The organism is Microbulbifer maximicatervae (SeqCode) (genome assembly GCF_052468155.1).
The window spans coordinates 3,126,317-3,143,884 of record NZ_CP174335.1 but is presented as its reverse complement, the minus strand read 5'-3'; the positions used below and the strand labels follow the sequence as shown (position 1 = coordinate 3,143,884).

At 53.6% G+C, this 17,568-nt stretch carries 14 protein-coding genes; 6 read left to right on the top strand and 8 right to left on the bottom strand.

The genetic code is table 11. From position 1 onward, the window contains the following. Positions 1-59: 59 nt before the first annotated feature. The 5 genes from ACJJIY_RS13535 to ACJJIY_RS13515 form a co-directional block, all read right to left on the bottom strand. Positions 60-824 (bottom strand): DUF4194 domain-containing protein, encoded by a 765-nt coding sequence (locus tag ACJJIY_RS13535; RefSeq protein ID WP_445358089.1) that lies wholly within the window; start codon positions 822-824, stop codon positions 60-62. Next, a complete protein-coding gene (locus tag ACJJIY_RS13530) occupies positions 817-2,244 on the bottom strand; it encodes a Wadjet anti-phage system protein JetA family protein (RefSeq protein ID WP_444925330.1) in 1,428 nt (475 codons plus the stop codon). The genes ACJJIY_RS13535 and ACJJIY_RS13530 overlap by 8 nt, the downstream gene beginning before the upstream one ends. 15 nt (positions 2,245-2,259) lie before the next feature. Next, a complete protein-coding gene (locus tag ACJJIY_RS13525; protein ID WP_108733723.1) occupies positions 2,260-2,448 on the bottom strand; it encodes a DUF3012 domain-containing protein in 189 nt (62 codons plus the stop codon). A 114-nt stretch (positions 2,449-2,562) separates the two neighbouring features. After that, positions 2,563-3,939 (bottom strand): cysteine--tRNA ligase, encoded by a 1,377-nt coding sequence (gene cysS, locus ACJJIY_RS13520; RefSeq protein ID WP_445358088.1) that lies wholly within the window; start codon positions 3,937-3,939, stop codon positions 2,563-2,565. Between the two features lie 87 nt (positions 3,940-4,026). Then, positions 4,027-5,700 carry a glutamine--tRNA ligase/YqeY domain fusion protein gene (locus tag ACJJIY_RS13515; protein ID WP_445358087.1) on the bottom strand — a complete coding sequence of 558 codons (1,674 nt, stop codon included), beginning with the start codon at positions 5,698-5,700 and terminating at the stop codon, positions 4,027-4,029. 213 nt (positions 5,701-5,913) lie between these two features. Between ACJJIY_RS13515 and ACJJIY_RS13510 the strand changes: the two genes are divergently transcribed. Beyond that, positions 5,914-6,423: a peptidylprolyl isomerase gene (locus ACJJIY_RS13510; protein ID WP_108733726.1), complete on the top strand. Its 510-nt coding sequence runs from the start codon at positions 5,914-5,916 to the stop codon at positions 6,421-6,423. Positions 6,424-6,458: 35 nt separating this feature from the next. Then, positions 6,459-7,184 carry a UDP-2,3-diacylglucosamine diphosphatase gene (locus ACJJIY_RS13505; protein ID WP_445358086.1) on the top strand — a complete coding sequence of 242 codons (726 nt, stop codon included), beginning with the start codon at positions 6,459-6,461 and terminating at the stop codon, positions 7,182-7,184. Here the strand turns inward: ACJJIY_RS13505 and ACJJIY_RS13500 are convergent. Genes ACJJIY_RS13500 through ACJJIY_RS13490 form a run of 3 tightly spaced genes read right to left on the bottom strand, consistent with a single transcriptional unit; the run spans position 7,181 to position 10,286 of the window. After that, positions 7,181-8,122 (bottom strand): NAD-dependent epimerase/dehydratase family protein, encoded by a 942-nt coding sequence (locus ACJJIY_RS13500; RefSeq protein ID WP_444936194.1) that lies wholly within the window; start codon positions 8,120-8,122, stop codon positions 7,181-7,183. The genes ACJJIY_RS13505 and ACJJIY_RS13500 overlap by 4 nt on opposite strands. Positions 8,123-8,146: 24 nt before the next feature. Continuing rightward, the gene (locus ACJJIY_RS13495; RefSeq protein ID WP_445358085.1) at positions 8,147-8,947 is read right to left on the bottom strand and encodes a glycosyltransferase; all 801 of its coding nucleotides are present in this window, start codon (positions 8,945-8,947) and stop codon (positions 8,147-8,149) included. 34 nt (positions 8,948-8,981) lie between these two features. Beyond that, positions 8,982-10,286 carry a condensation domain-containing protein gene (locus ACJJIY_RS13490; protein WP_444897781.1) on the bottom strand — a complete coding sequence of 435 codons (1,305 nt, stop codon included), beginning with the start codon at positions 10,284-10,286 and terminating at the stop codon, positions 8,982-8,984. A gap of 210 nt (positions 10,287-10,496) precedes the next feature. On the opposite strand from ACJJIY_RS13490, the gene ACJJIY_RS13485 reads away from it, so the two are divergent. From ACJJIY_RS13485 to ACJJIY_RS13470, 4 genes are all read left to right on the top strand, one after another. After that, positions 10,497-11,657: a saccharopine dehydrogenase family protein gene (locus tag ACJJIY_RS13485; RefSeq protein ID WP_445358084.1), complete on the top strand. Its 1,161-nt coding sequence runs from the start codon at positions 10,497-10,499 to the stop codon at positions 11,655-11,657. Positions 11,658-11,755: 98 nt separating this feature from the next. Next, positions 11,756-13,438, top strand: coding sequence for an FMN-binding glutamate synthase family protein (locus tag ACJJIY_RS13480; protein WP_444897783.1), 1,683 nt, complete (start codon positions 11,756-11,758; stop codon positions 13,436-13,438). 25 nt (positions 13,439-13,463) lie between these two features. Then, positions 13,464-15,176, top strand: a complete 1,713-nt coding sequence (locus tag ACJJIY_RS13475) for a thiamine pyrophosphate-dependent enzyme (RefSeq protein WP_444897784.1) — start codon at positions 13,464-13,466, stop codon at positions 15,174-15,176. Between the two features lie 41 nt (positions 15,177-15,217). After that, positions 15,218-17,521, top strand: coding sequence for an Orn/Lys/Arg family decarboxylase (locus tag ACJJIY_RS13470; protein ID WP_445358083.1), 2,304 nt, complete (start codon positions 15,218-15,220; stop codon positions 17,519-17,521). The last annotated feature ends 47 nt before the right edge of the window (positions 17,522-17,568 follow it).

Below are 17,568 nucleotides of genomic sequence, written 5' to 3'. Positions count from 1 at the left end.
ACCCGGGCGGTCGAATGTTTTCGATTTTTTATAGCCGCTACTGCGGCCTCTATTTTCAACTAGGAAGCGGCTTCACTCTCAAACAGGCTGTTATCTTCGACTTCTGGAGTGATGCGTTCGAGCGCTTGCTCTTGTTCCGCCTCTTCAACCTCGCCAACCTCATGAACTTGAGCGGCCTCGCTCTCCACTGTAGGAGGGACTTCGCTGTCGATCAGCTGGTGCAATACCGACTCGCTGACAAAGTGGGCGATGGTCGGGCGTACGCGCAACCAGACTTCCGCACTGGTATCCACTTCTTCGCTGCTGAACTGCACCAAACGCAGCTGGCGCAATTTTTTCAACAGATTTTTGCGCTCGGCGTGCTTATCCGGCAGGGACATTTTCAGCAGGTTGCGCATGCCCAGCTCCAGGGCTTCCATCGACAGGGCGGCGCAACCACTCTCATCCACTTGCCCTTCCCGCAGCGCTTTATCGTATTCCACGCGCAGGGCGAGAATCGCGGCCACTTCCTGTTGGCTGAGTCGGGCGCGGAAGCCGCCGTGGTGCGGCTCTTCCTGATCCGGCAGACCCGGTACTTCGGCACCGGGCGGATACACGCGAATAAACTGGAAACGGCTGTCGTGCTGCAAACGCAACCCCAGCGGGGCCAACCACTCGCGCACCAGCTGCTCGCAGCGCTGGAAGCGATCATAAAGCGTGGTTTCGATAACGCTTTCATCCCGGCAGATAACGCCGTAATCCAACAGGCGCACCAGTAGCTCGGAAAATTCGCTGCGGTTCAGGCGACACTGCGCCAGGGCCTCTTCCAAAGCCTGTTCAATCACTGTTTTTCAGCTCCAGGATATATTCGTCAAATTCGGTGAAATAGTCATTGCTGGCGATTTCACCGGTAAATTTCACCTGCAGGTCGGCGGCGCCGCTCTGGTTCACCGCCGCTGCTTCGATCACATGGCTCATAGCGAGCAGATCACGCGCATCCCGCAATGGCAGGTTACGGCTGTTGATCTGGCGGCCGGTGCCGAGGGCATCACTCAGATAATCGCGCAGGTTACTGTTGTTGAAATTAAACGCCTGGTCGAGCAGTTGTTGCAGCTCGATCTCGCGGCGGTTCTCCTCACCAATGGGGGTTTCATCTTCGACCCGGGTATTCACCGGCTGGCGGCGATTGCGCTGCCACAGCTGGGTTTGTTTGGGGTCAAACAGGCGCAGCTGGAAGCCACCTAACTGTTCGCCCAGCTGTTCGAGAATTTGTGTTTTTTGCTGGCTCTCGCCGAGGCGCTGGCACAGGTCGGCAAACTCGCCCTCGGCCTGGCTGTGCAGGTAACTGAGCTGGCGAATAATAATATCCGCGCGCTTGGTAAAACCCTGTAGCGCGCGGCGCAAGGCGGGCAGTTTTACCTCGCAGGCGCGGCGCATACGGTCCTCGATGGTATCGAGCATCAGCCACAACAGGGAGTGGCCCGGCTGCATCAATTCCGGCAGCAGCTGGCGCAGGCGCTTCTCCCACTCCGCTTTCTGCATATCCTCCTTGCGGCGAATGCAGTCAATTACCCGGTTGATGGAATCGCGGTGCTTCTCCACGCTATCCGCAGACAGTCGGATAGCCAGGTCCGGCTGGAAGCGGCTCTCCATAAAGGAGAAAAACTCATCGGTGGCCTGCTGCACCAGCAATTGGGCCTCCACTTCCCGCACCATTTCCCGCTTGCGCTCTTCTAGCTCGGCGATCATATCGGTGAAATCCGCCACGATACGCTCGGAGTATTCCCAGGCATCGATCAAGTCGTGGATTTCACCTCGGCTGGCAAAGGCTTCCAGGGCATTTAAGGTGTTGCGGGTATTGCGGTGGCGGGTGCGCACGCGGGTGCCGTTCACTTCCACTAGCGGCTGAGTGAAAAGGCGGCCCCGGCGGCTAAACGGATAGGTGGCGGTGAGCGTGGCGCTGTCTACCTGCTTCTCCAGCCAACCGAACTCCACCAGGCTGTTCAGTACCCAGACCGCCTGATCGCGTAGGTTGCGGAAGCGGCCCTCGGGGTCCTGCACTCCATCTTCACTATCGAGTTGGGGCGCGCGGGTCAGGGCCTCGGCAAAAATTTCCAGAATCTGTTCCCGCAGCAAAGACTCACCGTAGTCAGCCTTGGCGGTGTACAGACGCTCATACAAAAGACGCAAGCACTCAACCACCTGCTCGCGGTATTTACCGGTCAGCGGGCGGAAGAAGTGTTGGTAGGAATCGACGAAGAACAACGACTATAGGCCCGCTTATTCCTCTTCCGGCTTTTGGTTGAAGACACAATATTTTGTGTAGTCGCGGGTATCGTCAAAAGTCCACTGCCCTTTGGGAATGCCATCCATTTTCTCGCACCAGGCATCGGAACCCCGTTTGGGCTCACAGCCGGTCAGTGCGATAAGGGCGATCACAGCGCTGGTCAGGACAAATACTTTTTTCATGGTTCGCTTCTACAAATGAAATTCGAATTTCACTTCCCCGGCGGCCGCAATGTGCCAAACTGGGGAAAATCTATCGGTGTCTCAAATCTATCCGTGTCTCGGGGAGGGACCGCGCTATTCGCGGCGCCACTTGGTCCCTTCGCGGCTATCCTCAAGCACCACACCTTTGGATTTTAACTCTTCGCGAATCTCATCGGCGCGGGCAAAGTCACGGTTCTTCTTGCTTTGTGCGCGCTCTTCGATCAGTGCTTCAACTTCTTCGGCAGAAATACCTTCATCTCCACCACGGGCCTGTTTGAACCAGGCTTCCGGGTCTTGCTGGAGAATGCCCAGCATATCTGCAGCGGCCAGTAGCAAGCCTTTCAGGCGTCCTTTATCCACCTCATCGGCTTTGTTCAGGTCGCGGGCAATCTGGTGCAATTCGCTGATGGCGATCGGCGTATTCAGATCGTCTTCCAACGCCTTGATAAAGGCGGTGTCATTAAGATCTGCCGCTTCAGCCTCAACCGCTTCCGTTTCACGCAGTGCGCCATAGAGAGTATCCAGGGTGCGCCATGCCTGATCCAGCAAATCAGCACTGAAATTCAGTTCTGAACGGTAGTGGGCAGACAGCAGTGCGAAACGCAGGACTTCACCGGGGTACTGGCTCAGCAGGTCTTTGACCATGCGGAAGTTGCCCAGGGATTTGGACATCTTTTCGCCATTGATATTCACGTAGCCGTTGTGCATCCAGTAGCGCACAAAATCCACACCATTGGCGCAGCAGCTTTGGGCGCGCTCGTTTTCGTGGTGGGGGAAGGTCAGGTCGCGACCGCCGCCGTGAATATCGATAGTGTCACCCAGGTGCTTCTTGATCATGGCCGAGCACTCCAAGTGCCAACCCGGGCGCCCACGGCCCCAGGGGCTGTCCCAGCCGGGCTCGTCATCGGCAGACGGCTTCCACAGTACGAAGTCGCCGGCGTACTTTTTGTAAGGCGCCACTTCCACCCGCGCACCGGCGAGCATATCGTCGAGGGAGCGCTTGGACAGCTGTCCGTACTCCTGCATGGATTCCACAGCGAACAGCACATGGCCTTCGGCGGCGTAGGCGTGACCTTTCTCCAGCAGGCTTTCGATCATCGCGATCATTTCCGGCAAGTGCTGGGTGGCGTAGGGGACAATATCCGGCTCCAGGTTATTGAGCGCGGCCATATCCTCGTAGTAAGCCTGGGCATAGCGCGCTGACAGCACGCCGATTTCCTCGCCGTTATCACGCGCGGTCTTCATGATTTTGTCGTCAATATCGGTGATATTGCGCGCGTAAATCACATCGCTGAAATTTCTTTTCAGTACCCGGTACAGGGTGTCGAACACCACCACAGGGCGGGCATTGCCAATATGCACGCGGTTGTACACGGTGGGGCCACACACATACATGCGCACCTGATCTTCCACCATTGGTACGAAGGGTTCTTTCTTCCCGGAAAACGTGTTGTAGACCTGTAGAGACATCTTTTCTCTCGAATTCTTTTTGCTGTGTGGCTGGGCCAGTCATTGACCCAGCCGCGAAAACTGCCGCTCGGGCAGTCCTCCGCTTTGCTATTTGTTTTGCTCTTTGGCCCAGCTGTCGCGCAGACCAATGGTGCGGTTAAACACCGGCGCTTCTGCGCTGCCGTACTTGCTGTCGCGACAGAAGTAGCCGTTGCGTTCGAACTGGTAACCCTGCTCCGGCTCCGCTTTGGCTAGGCCGATTTCCGCTTTACAGCCTTTTAGGATTTGCAGGTTGTCCGGGTTTACGCAGTCGAGGAAGTTCTTACCGCCGGCATCCGGCGCCGTATCATTGAACAGGCGATCGTAGAGGCGCACTTCGCAATCGACATTGTTGTCCGCAGATACCCAGTGAATAACGCCCTTTGGCTTAACGCCGTCGGCCGGGTCTTTGCCCAGGGTGTCCAGATCAACCGAGCAGATCACCTCAATAATTTCACCGGCATCGTTCTTCACGACTTCTTCAGCAAAGATCACATAGGCGTTGCGCAGGCGAACTTTTTTGCCCAGCACCAGACGCTTGTACTTCTTGTTGGCCTCTTCGCGGAAATCCTCTTTCTCAATATAGAGAGTGCGGCCAAAAGGAAGTTCACGGGCCGGCAGATCATCGCGCACCGGGTGGCCGGGTGCTGACAGCATCTCTTCCTGGCCTTCCGGGTAATTTTTCAGGGTAATCTTCAAAGGCTCCATCACGCACATGGCGCGCGGTGCATTTTTATCCAGATCGTCGCGAATGCTGTATTCCAGCATGCCCACATCGACAACTGAGTCGGAGCGGGTTACACCGATCATCTCGCAGAAGTTGCGAATGGAAGCCGGGGTAAAGCCGCGACGGCGCATACCGGACAGGGTCGGCATGCGGGGATCATCCCAGCCGTCTACATGGCCTTCGTCTACCAGCTGCTTGAGCTTGCGCTTGGACACCACGGTGTAGTTGAGGTGCAGGCGGGCAAATTCGTACTGACGCGGGCGCGAAGGCACCGGCAGGTTCTCAATCAGCCAATCGTACAGGGGCTTGTGATCTTCAAACTCCAGGGTACAGATGGAGTGGCTGATACCCTCAATCGCATCACACTGTCCGTGAGCGAAATCGTAGCTGGGGTAAATGCACCACTTATCACCAGTCTGGTGGTGGGCCATCTTTTTGATGCGGTAGATGATCGGGTCGCGCAGGTTAATATTCGGCGCGGCCATGTCGATCTTGGCGCGCAAGCTGCACTGGCCCTCTTCCATTTCACCGTCGCGCATCTTTTCAAACAGCGCCAGGTTTTCCTCGACAGAGCGATCGCGGAAGGGGCTGTTTTTGCCCGGCTCTTTCAGCGTGCCACGATAGTGACGAGCTTCTTCTGCGGACAGGTCGCAGACATAGGCCTTGCCATCTTTAATCAGGTGCAGAGCCCACTCGTACAATTGATCAAAATTATCCGAAGAGTACTTCGCCTCGCCATTCCACTCAAAACCGAGCCAGGAGACATCGCGCTTAATCGCATCGACAAACTCTTCCTCTTCCTTGGCCGGGTTAGTGTCGTCAAAGCGTAAATTACAGGTGCCACCGAATTCCTGCGCCAGACCAAAATTCAGACAGATGGACTTGGCGTGGCCAATATGCAGGTAGCCGTTGGGCTCCGGCGGGAAGCGGGTCGCGATCTGCGTAACCCGGCCCTCAGTCAGATCTTCACGGATAAGGTTCTGTAAAAAGTGAGCTGGCTTGCTCTCGGATGTCATAGGATTCTCTTAATTTACAGCTGTGCGAACGTAAACGGCGAATTATAACCTACTTGAGAGACAGAATATCGAATTTGAAGGAACGCTTTTCATAGAAATTCACTGCAAGCGTTTGATTTTTGTGCAATTGACACAGATATTCCGACACAGCATTTTACAGCTACAGACTACAAGGTATCATGCCGCCCCAAATCAACCCTCATAGGACATTTTATGATCACCCTTCACACAACCCATGGAGATATAGCCATCGAATTGGATTTCGAAAAGGCACCCAAGACTGCTGCCAACTTTTTGCAGTACTGCCGTGACGATTTCTATACCGGCACTGTCTTCCACCGGGTGATCAACAACTTTATGATCCAAGGTGGCGGCATGACTCCGGACATGCAACAGAAGGAAACCCGCGACTCCATCGAAAACGAAGCCAACAATGGCTTGAAGAACGACACTGGCACCCTGGCCATGGCCCGCACTATGGACCCGCATTCCGCCAGCTCCCAGTTCTTTATCAATGTTAAGGACAACGATTTCCTGAACTTCCGCAGCGAAGATTCTCAGGGTTGGGGTTACTGCGTATTTGGTAAGGTTGTCGACGGCATGGACGTGGTCAACAAAATTAAAGACGTTAAAACCGGCAGCAAAGGCTTCCACCAGGACGTACCCCTGGAGACTATCGAAATCACCGGTATCAGCATCTCTGACGCCTACGCCGATAAGTAATTCCACGGGTCAGTACCGACTCTAAGGCGGGGACATTGTCTACTTATTTTATTTCTGACTTGCACCTCGACGAAAAACGCCCGGATATTACCCGGGCGTTTTTTGATTTCCTGCACGGGCGAGCTGCCGGTGCTGAGGCGCTATATATTCTCGGCGACTTTTTTGAGGCGTGGATTGGCGACGACGACGATGCCCCGCTGGTCCGCGAAGTGATTGGCGAGTTAAGCCGCTATAGCGGTACCGGCGTAGAGCTGTACCTGATGCACGGCAATCGAGATTTCCTGCTGGGTACCGACTTCGCCCAGCGCGCGGGAGCCACTTTACTTCAGGACCCGACTGCGTTGTCCCTCGGTAATGAGCGCGTGTTGCTTATGCACGGCGACAGCCTTTGCACCCTCGACAAAGAGTATATGGCGTTCCGCCGCCAGGCCCGGGACCCCAAGTGGCAACAAGAGCTATTGGCCAAGTCCCTACAGGAACGCCGCGCTATTGCCGCGCAGATTCGTATGGCATCCAAGAGTATGAACAGCCGCAAGGCCGAAGACATAATGGATGTAACCCAGGAAGAAGTGGAGCGGGTGATGCTTGAGCACAATGTGCTTCGACTGATCCACGGCCACACCCACCGGCCCGCCCGCCACGCGTTGACGATCAACGGTGAACCGGCGGAGCGTATTGTGCTGGGAGACTGGGATAAGAATGCCTGGTGCCTGAAAGCGGACAACGACTCACTGGAGTTGATTCACTGGCCGATCGGCTAGGAGCCGGCGTTTTGGTAGAGGCTCTGCTGTTGCTGCACAGCCTCTACCAATTCCTCAAGCGTCTCCCGCAAACACTGCACACCCCCAAATCGAAAACCTATTCCCTGTAAATAAGCGCAATCCATCACTGCTGGCGGTTTCATTTGTGGCTGGGGAGGTAGCGGTCCCTGCTGTCCGGATATCGATCTTAGAATCTTCACCAACTCGCGACTGCTAACCAGGCAATCACTACAGTTTACTGCCCGCCCCCGAGCATCTTTGTGCTCCAGTAAAAGCTCTACCGCCCGCGCCACATCTTCTCCGTGCACTTCCGTTGAAAGCCGGGAATTTAAATAGGCTTCCCCAGATATCACTGCTCGAGCGATGTCATACCACTTGCTACGACTTAGCGGACTCACCAGCCCATAAACTCCAGTTAAGCGCAATGAAACTGTATGCCAGCCACGCTGATACGCCCAAGCAGACAGCATGGCTTCCACAGCCGCTTTATAGCCGCCGTAGAAAGTATCCGGCTGAACAACCTGCTCCTCACTTAAAGAACCGCTCAACTTTCCAGTGGCATAAACGGCACGACTGGAAATAAATACAAATTTTTTTACCTTCGCTGCATAGGCGAATTGGATTAATGCCAGGGTTCGATTGAGATTTACATGTAAAAAACCCTCAAGATCACCCCCTTCTCCATTTCGATAGCGACCGGGAAGATGCTCGAAAGCTGCATGCACCACCACATCCAGATTGCTGGCGAATGTCTGTAGTGTTGTATCAGAAGTAATATCCCCGACGCTCCACGCTAATCTGGGTGAAGCAATACTGCGAAAAAGATCTGCACTTTCCTCCCTGCGCAGTAATGCTCGCACTTCATAGCCCTGCCGCAAAAAATGCCTGACCAGAAATTGCCCCACATAGCCACTCGCACCAGTTATCCCTATTCTCACAATTCCCTCTCTCGATTTTATTTTCTAAGCACGGGCTAACTCACCCAGATCAACGGCGATATCTCGCCCTTCGTAAACCGCCCACCATAAGTCGATCAGGGGCTTGAGCCTCTCAACTTTCGAGTGTTGCTTTTGCCAGGGTTTTTCATATTGGTAGTGAATGACATGAATACTGTCCCACTGCCACAGCTGCGGTAAATTCAGGTAGAGGTATTGCAAGGCGTTATAGATATAAGGCAGGCCGTGCCAACGAGGAAAAAAGGACTGCAAAAATGTCTGGTCTGTGCGCCGCCAGAAAACCCCTGGTCGATCCAGTTGCTCAAGCATTTTTTGGTAAGTCGCTTCACTCGGTACCGCAGTAAACAATCCCGAATTCATACGATGAAATCCATCCAAGTCTTCGTAAAGATTGGGAGCTGCGCAAAATTCCGGATAATTCATCAAGTGGTCAATATTGCGCAATACCAGGGTGTCCGCATCCAGGAAAACAAGCTTATCGAATTGGGTCAATTGCCACAGTGCCAATTTGCAAAAGTTATTCAGTGGGTCATGGAAAGCGGGCTTACTACCCTTGTCAAAGGGCGCGCGCCGGTGCAAAGAATCGCGTTTATGGCGGCGGATAAACTCATCGGAAAAACGAGGCGTATAAACTTCTTTTATCTTACAGCCCGCCGCTTCCAATGGCGCTGGATCACAACTGTTCGGTGGCACCATACAAATTAACGGATAGGCACTGACCGTACGATCCAACGAGTGTTTCAGTGCCTGCGCACCTATTACATAATCCGCACTATTGACCAGGGTCACAAAGGCACATCTTGACATAACAATTGGCTCTACAGTCCCTATACAGCGTTATTTACAGCGGCGGTAGAATATCTTCAGGCCCGCACAATAATCTGTCACACCAGCGACTTACCATTTCCTCTACTTGTTTTTGTTCAAAGCAATTCTCATTGTAGATAAAACTCGAGCGCAACTGCTTTCCAAAGACAGTAATAGATAGATAGATGCCATATGGCGTTAAGCGCGTCGCCAGGGGGACAATGCGAATCTTCAAATGGTCATTCAATTTGACCCAGTTAGAAGTTTCACCGGTATAAACCGCAAAAAAACCTTCCCGGTGCTCCTCTGTTTGCAGGAAAGTCACCAAGTAGCAATGGGATGCATCGAGGTGGTGGCCAATCAGGCCGTGAGGCCCAATTGCATCAGCAGCATAAACCGTGCGCATGGCATACTTTATCTCCGCAGACAGGCGCGAGAGCTTCTCCTGCCAGGACTCATCCCTACGAACCGTCAAATTGACATACCGGCACATGGGGCCAAACACTTCCCGATACTCCCTCTTAAGCCGAAGGGATAAATTGCCATTCATCCAAAAAGAGTGAGGTATGAAATCACATAAAACTTGCTGAAATGCGGCTGCTAGATAAGCGAAGAGGTTCACATTCTCCGAGCTGGCCAATGCCTTTATCTGCTCCAGCTCAATCTCATCTATGTGCTGGATTACTTCACTACAAATAACCGAAGTCTCTTCCGATTGGGGCAACTGCTCTATCTCATCTTTTTGGGATTCCAACTTTTTCTGCCAAAGATTTCGCGCCTTATCCCCCCTCGGCGATCTCAAGTAGGTATTTTCATAATTCACATAATCAGCAAAGTCTGCAGTTTCCACCCTGGGTTGATAATCCTTACCCTTTGCACTATCCAAATAGTGCGTCAAGGATTCAGACCAGAGGAGTGACAAGCTAATCCCATCGGCAATGATGTGGTGACACTTGGTCAAAAAAATGTATTCATCTTCTCCACTGCGAAGAACACTGAGTCCCAACAATTGGTCCTGCGTCAAATCCATTGGCGAGCTGCCAAATTGACGCAAAAAGCTCTCGAAGTGAGCATCACTTAAGTGGCGGATGTCGATATAGTCCAGTTCAATATCTACAAAGGAGCGAACAGCCGGTTCCCCGCTATAACGACAGCGAAAAATCGGATAGGTATTTACCACCTCTGAAATGGACTTCTTAAACAGTTCAACATCGAATTTTCCTTTGAAAACCATGGCGCGGGTAATCAGGTCGACCAGATCCTTGCGGTGATGCAAATCATAAATACGCTGCTCAGTGATCGATAGGGGGACCTGAGTCGATAAACTCCAACCGGCCATTCTGGTCTCCAAAAATCATTTGCCCGACACAAGATCACTAATGAATCTGATAAAACTGCACAAGATCATCGGGAACGTTACTTTTAGAATATACAAAACAGTGAAATGACAACGGCGGTATGCTGAAGCCGCAGACAAGATTCTCTTGATTTAAGTCGCCGGCACGATGCATGATCTCTACAAACTATAAGGGGCAGGAGTTCCATCCAGGTGATCAATAACCTGAATAAACGCGTATTGATTCTCGGCGGCTACGGCAATTTCGGTGCACGTATTGCACAAATGCTGAGTTCTGAGCCCAATATCCAGCTGATTATTGCCGGCCATAACAAGACACGGGCAGACCGCTGCGCCCAATCACTCGGTGGCCTCGCCGAGGGGTTACGATTGGAGCGGGACTCCATCAACTTGGCTGCGCAACTGAAAGCCTTGCACCTGGATTTATTAATCCACTGCGCTGGCCCCTACCAGAGAGAAACCGATTACCGGGTGGCCAAAGCCTGCATTGAAGCCCGCACACCCTACATCGATATTTCAGATGCGCGCCGCTTTGTATGTGATTTTCACCGTCTCTCCCCGGCCGCCGAGGCCGCCGGTATCGCCATGGTATCCGGTGCCAGCAGCCTGCCCGGCCTCAGTTCAGCAGCCATAGCTGAGATCCAGAAAGAGCTACCGGTCATTCGCTCCGTGCAGGCGGCAATTGCTCCGGCACACAAGGTAGAACGCGGCCTCGCCACCGTGCGCTCCGGTTTTGAAGCGCTGGGAGAGAGCTTCCCCCAATTGCGGGATGGGCGCTGGAGAGAATCATTTGCCGGCAATCACCTGCACTCGGTAACTCTTGCCCATCCAGTGGGAAAACGCTGGCTGTGCGACTTTGAAGTACCCGACCTGGAGTTGTGCCCAAGACACCTGCCAAATTTAAACACAGCACTATTTTCCACGGGGACAGAGCCCCTGATTCTCCAGGCCGGCCTGTCTTTGTGCGCCCAACTCTCGCGCCTAAATTTGCCCGCCACGAGTTCCCGCATCGCACAGATTGCCCATAAATTGAGTGCCCGCTGGCCTGGTGGCAGCTCTCACGGCGGCATGATTGTCCGCGCACTGGGTGAAGATGCTGACGGTAGGGCAGCTGGAAGGCAGTGGCAAATACTTGGAATGGATGGCGATGGCGTCTGGATTCCTGCAGCACCCGCAGTGGCTTTGGCGAGAAAATTCCTTCGCGGTGAAATTTCAGACAGTGGCGCGCGCGCCTGCTGGCAACTATTAAAGCTGGATGAAATTCTGGATGAACTAAAGGATTACTCCATCGTCACTGCCATCGAGTTTTTACCTGCAAAGCAAAATTCACTGCCTGCATTAGCGGCAAGTTAGGGGAAAAAGCCCTTTAGTTGACCTTATCAAGGCAGAACCCTTACAAATGATCTAGGTTCAGTATCGGAACTTTATGTAACGATGCTGAACCTGATTTTATGAGTAGCTCCAACCCCTGGTGCGCCTATTCCGGCCGGAATGGTATAAAGCGCGCGATTATTCCCATTACCGCTCTTATCCTGACCCCATTCTTCTTGGTGCTCACGTTTACAAACAGCGCCTGGTGGCTGGTGGCTCTACTGATTAGCGTTTCACTGGTACTACTGGGAATCTACGATATGCTCCAACCCCATTGGAGCATTACGCGGAACTTCCCGGTTGCCGGCCGCATTCGCTGGATATTCCTGAACCTGCGTCCCTATTTCCGTGCCTATATGGTAGAGGGTGATGAGGAAGGACGCCCTTACAGCATTGAAGCCCGAAGGCTTGTGTATGCCCGCTCCGAAGGTTTTTCTGATATGCATCCGTTCGGCACTGAAAAAGATGTGCAGAGTGAGGAATATACCTGGCTCACTCACTCGGTGAAGCCCGAAAAACATGCAGACACCTCCTGCCGTACTGAAGTGGGCACGGGCCGCTGCAAACAGCCCTACTCCGCCGCCCTGTTAAATATCTCGGCCATGAGCTTTGGCGCTCTGTCCGCCGCCGCAATAGAAGCTTTGAATAAAGGAGCCTCAATTGGCGGCTTCTATCACGATACCGGTGAGGGGGGTATCAGCCCCTATCACCGCAAACATGGCGGCGATCTAGTGTGGGAATTGGGTACCGGTTATTTCGGTGCGCGCAACGATGACGGCAGCTTTAACCCGGATCTATTCCGCGAGGCCTGTAACGACCAGGTTAAAATGACGGAAATTAAATTGAGCCAAGGAGCGAAACCCGGGCACGGTGGAGTATTACCTGGCACCAAAGTAACTCAGGAGATCGCCTCCACCCGGAAGGTTACGCCCGGCCAGGACTGCGTATCCCCCCGCGCGCACTCCATGTTCTCCACCCCCATTGAAATGCTGGAATTTGCCGAACAAATGCGTGAACTGTCCGGCGGCAAACCGGTAGGCATAAAACTCTGTGTAGGGCATATCTACGAGGTGATGGCCATAATGAAGGCCATGCACGAAACCGGGAAACTGGTGGACTTTATTGTTGTAGACGGCGCCGAAGGCGGTACCGGTGCAGCGCCGCTGGAGCTGTCCAACCACGTGGGTATGCCGCTGCTGGAAGGGTTGATTATCGTACGCAATGCCCTGGTGGGGGCGGGCCTGAAAGATAAGGTGAAGCTGGCTGCCAGCGGCAAGGTTTATTCCGCATCCGGACTAGCGCAATGCTTGGCCATCGGCGCCGACTGGTGCAATGCGGCGCGGGCCTTCATGCTTTCCGTAGGCTGTATTCAATCCCAACGCTGCCACACGGATACCTGCCCAACTGGCGTTACCACCCAAGATCCTCGGCGTCAGCGTGGGCTAGTGGTGGATGTGCAAAGCAAGCGAGCGGCGGCCTTCCAGGCAAAAACCCTCGAAGCATTGGAGGATATTGTGGCCGGCGCGGGGCTTACCGACCCCCGAGACCTAAAACCCTATCACATGATTCATCGAATTAATGGCGCAGAATCCAGGCCGATAGATCGTATCTGGCATTTTCTTGACACCAACTCGCTGATCGACGCACCAGAAGATACGCCCTACTGGCACTGGTGGCTGGCCGCACAGGCAGACAGTTTTCAGCCTGCGATCAAGCTCGAAGAGGGCAAGTACGCGTCGATCCGCCGCGCTATTAACCGCTAGCCTCACCCAATCTGTGGAGATTGCTATGCAAACCGTTTCAGAGATTATTGTCGATACACTGGTCAAGGCCGGCGCCAAACGGTGCTACGGCATTGTCGGCGATACCATCAATCACTTTACATCAGCGGTACGCACTTCCGACTTGGAGTGGATACATGTGCGTCATGAGGAAGTGGGCGCTTTCGCCGCTGGGGGGGAGTCTTACCTTACCGGTGAGCTGAGTGTCTGCGCCGGGACTGCCGGACCCGGCAGCCTGCACTTTATCAACGGCATTTTTGAAAGCCATCGCAATGGCGCCCCGGTGGTACTGATTGCATCCCGCATCGACCGTGCGGAACAGGGGTTCGGCTATCCACAGGAAGTGGACCAGCAAAAACTCTACGAACAGTGTTCGGTCTTCTGTGAAACCATGACCCACCCGGAGCAAGCCCGTCGAATGATTGTGCAGGCGGCACAAACTGCGCTTACTCGCGGTGGTGTCGCGGTGGTGCAAATTAGCGGCGACTTGTTCAAGGAGAAGACCAAAGACAGTCTGCCCTGGTCGGTACATCGCCCTGAATGGCTAGCGCGTCCGTCTGACTCTGAGCTCGACGCCCTGGCAAAGAAAATCAACGCCGCAAAAAATATCACTATTTACGGCGGTATCGGCTGCCGTCACGCTCACGATGAAGTAGTAAAACTGGGACAGCACCTGGCCGCTCCTATCGCCCACACCACCAAGTCGAAAGAGTTTCTCGAATACGACAACCCCTGCCATGTGGGCATGACCGGGATTCTCGGCAATCCCGCGGGCTACCGGGCCATGGAGACTTGTGACCTGTTACTGTGTCTGGGTACCGATTTTGCCTACACCCAGTTCTACCCGAAAAAAGCCACCATTATTCAAATTGATGCGGAAGCGCCGCACCTGGGGCGACGCGCTCCTGTGGATATGGGCCTGGTAGGGCATGTGGGGCCCACCATTGAAGCCCTCTTGCCCCGATTAAAGGCCCGCACCGATAGCACCTTCCTCGATGACCTTCTCGAACGATACAAAAAAGATCGGGAAGAGATGAAGAGCCGCGGCAAAGAGAAAGACCCCAGCCTGATCCACCCTCAATTTGTCGCCCAGACGCTCAACAAGCTGGCCGATGAGGATGCCGTATTCACCGCCGATGGCGGCGCCTGTATGGTTTGGATGCTCCGCGACCTCACTGCCAACGGCAAACGCTCATTTCTCACCAGCCTTTCCCACGGCACCATGGCCAACGCCTACCCCCAAGCCCTGGGCATGGCCAAAGCCTATCCCGGGCGCCAGGTCATCGCTATGTGCGGCGACGGTGGTATGACCATGTTAATGGGAGACCTGTTGACACTGGTGCAAGAAAAAATCCCATTAAAAGTCCTGGTATTTAACAATAACTCCCTCGGCTTCGTAGAGATGGAGCAGCGCATTGAGGGGCTTCTCGACAGCTATACCGACTTACATAACCCGGACTTCGGCCGCGTTGCCGAAGCTTGTGGCATCAGTGGTGCCAGTATCGAGAGTGCGGATCAGCTTGAGGAAAGTATGAAGCGCTGGCTCGCCACTGACGGGCCGGCACTACTCAGCGTACCGACGAACCGCGTGGAGCTGGTGATGCCGCCGGAAGTTACAGCGCAGCAAGTCACCTCCACCGCACTGTTCGGACTTAAGGCAATACTCAACGGCCGCGCCGATGAGGTGGTAGATCTTTTGCGAGACAATTTCCTGCGCTGAGACTTTTTAGCAGGCCACAACAAAAGGTTTGTGCGGCACTCATGCATCATTTCGGACAGCAACGCCATAACAGCATGCTGGCCCTGATCGCCAGCAGTGAAGTCGACGACAACAGCGCTCCCGGCCGCGCCGCCATGAGGCTACAGGCAGAGTTATCAGAGCGAAAAATTGACGTAATAACAACCACCAGTGGTAGTGATGCCTGCGCCATACTGAGTACTAACACCGCGATCCAATGCCTGCTGATTAATTGGACCCTGCCCGGTGAAGCGAAATGCCCCGCCCTGGTTGTATTGGAAGAACTTCGCGCCCGCAATCCCCAAATGCCGGTATTCCTTCTGGCAGATCAGCAGACTGTCAGCACCATGCCGCGACGGGCCCTGGAATTAGCCAACGATTTTATCTGGATGCTAGAAGATACCCCGACCTTTATCGGCGGTCGCATCCAGAGTGCGATTGAAAGATACCGCCACGCCATTCTTCCCCCCATGTTTCGCGCCCTGACCCACTTTGCCCGGGTCCATGAATATTCATGGCACACACCCGGCCACACTGGGGGAACAGCTTTTCTCAAATCCCCTGCGGGTCGCGCTTTTTACGATTTCTTTGGGGAAAATATGTTGCGCTCGGACCTCTCTGTTTCTGTAACAGAGTTGGGATCGCTTTTGGATCACTCGGGCCCCATTGCCAAGGGAGAGAAATATGCAGCAAAAGTATTTGGTGCGGATCGCACTTACTATGTAACCAATGGCTCTTCGACATCGAATAGAGTGATATTGATGGCATCGGTTACCCGGGGGCAACTGGCTCTATGCGATCGAAACTGCCATAAATCCGTCGAACACGCGATCACCATGTCAGGTGCAGTTCCAACCTACCTGATTCCCCTACGCAACAACTACGGCCTCATAGGCCCAGTCCCTCCCCAGCAGCTGACGGCCAGCTCTGTTGCCAATGCTATTCGGCAAAACCCTTTGTCCAAGCACGCCAAAAATTCCCGCGCCGTTCACGCAGTCATTACTAATTCCACCTACGACGGTCTCTGTTACAACGTGCGCAGAGTGGAAGAACTTCTCGGCGAGTCCGTTGATCGCCTGCACTTTGACGAAGCCTGGTACTCATACGCTCGATTTAATCCTATCTATCGAGATCGCTTCGCAATGTACGATTTGGGAGAAGCCGACGCGAAAAATGGCCCGAGCAAATTTGCCACTCAGTCAACGCATAAATTACTTGCTGCATTGTCCCAGGCATCGATGATTCACATTCGCGATGGGCGTAAACCCATTGAGCATGGGCGCTTTAATGAAGCCTTTATGATGCATGCCTCAACCTCCCCACTTTATTCCATCATGGCCTCCAATGATGTGAGCGCAGCAATGATGGATGGACCGGGTGGAAAAGCATTAACAGAGGAGTCAATTGCTGAGGCCGTAGCGTTCCGACAAGTATTGGCCCGTTTGCAACAGGAGTATCGCGATAAAGAAGAGTGGTTCTTCGGAGGTTGGCAGCCTGAGCATGTCACCGATCCCAATAACGGGCACAACTACGCTTTTCACAGCGCCCCAGCAGAACTCCTGTGTCATGAGCCCAGCTGCTGGTTATTAGACCCCGGCGAATCGTGGCATGGATTTGGTGATATAGAGCCAGATTACTGCATGTTGGACCCGATTAAAGTATCGATTACCACCCCGGGGATAAACCCTGATGGCAAACTGTCTGCATCTGGAATACCTGCCAACATCGTCAGTAAATACCTGGACAACCTTGGCATTATCGTGGAGAAAACTACCGATTTTACGATTTTGTTCCTGTTTTCTATCGGTATTACCAAGGGTAAGTGGGGCACTCTAATCAATGCTTTACTGGCCTTTAAGCGCGACTTCGATGCCAACCGGCCCTTAAGTGAATGCCTGCCAAACCTTATAAAAAAGTCCCCAGCCTATCGCAATATCGGGCTGCGCGACCTTGCAGACAATATGTTTGCTTCCATGAAAAAATTGCAAACCACAGTGCAAATGTCTGCAGGATTTTCAGCCTTACCTAGAGCTGACTGCAGTCCGGTACAAGCTTATGAAACCCTGGTTCGCGGCGATGTGGAAATGCTTCCGCTAAGCAAGTTACCGGGACGTACCGCAGCCACAGGCGTTGTACCCTACCCTCCAGGTATTCCTCTGCTAATGCCCGGCGAAAATTTTGGCGATGAAGATAGTCCGGCATTGATTTACTTGAGAACTCTGGAAGCCTTCGACCAGCAATTTCCAGGCTTTACCCACGATAACCACGGAGTAGAGGTGCGGGACGGCCACTATCATATTTACGCCCTGCGGGGAGACTTGCCATAGGCTCGCCTATCAAAGAGGAGCATAAAATAGGCCTGGTCCCCGCAACC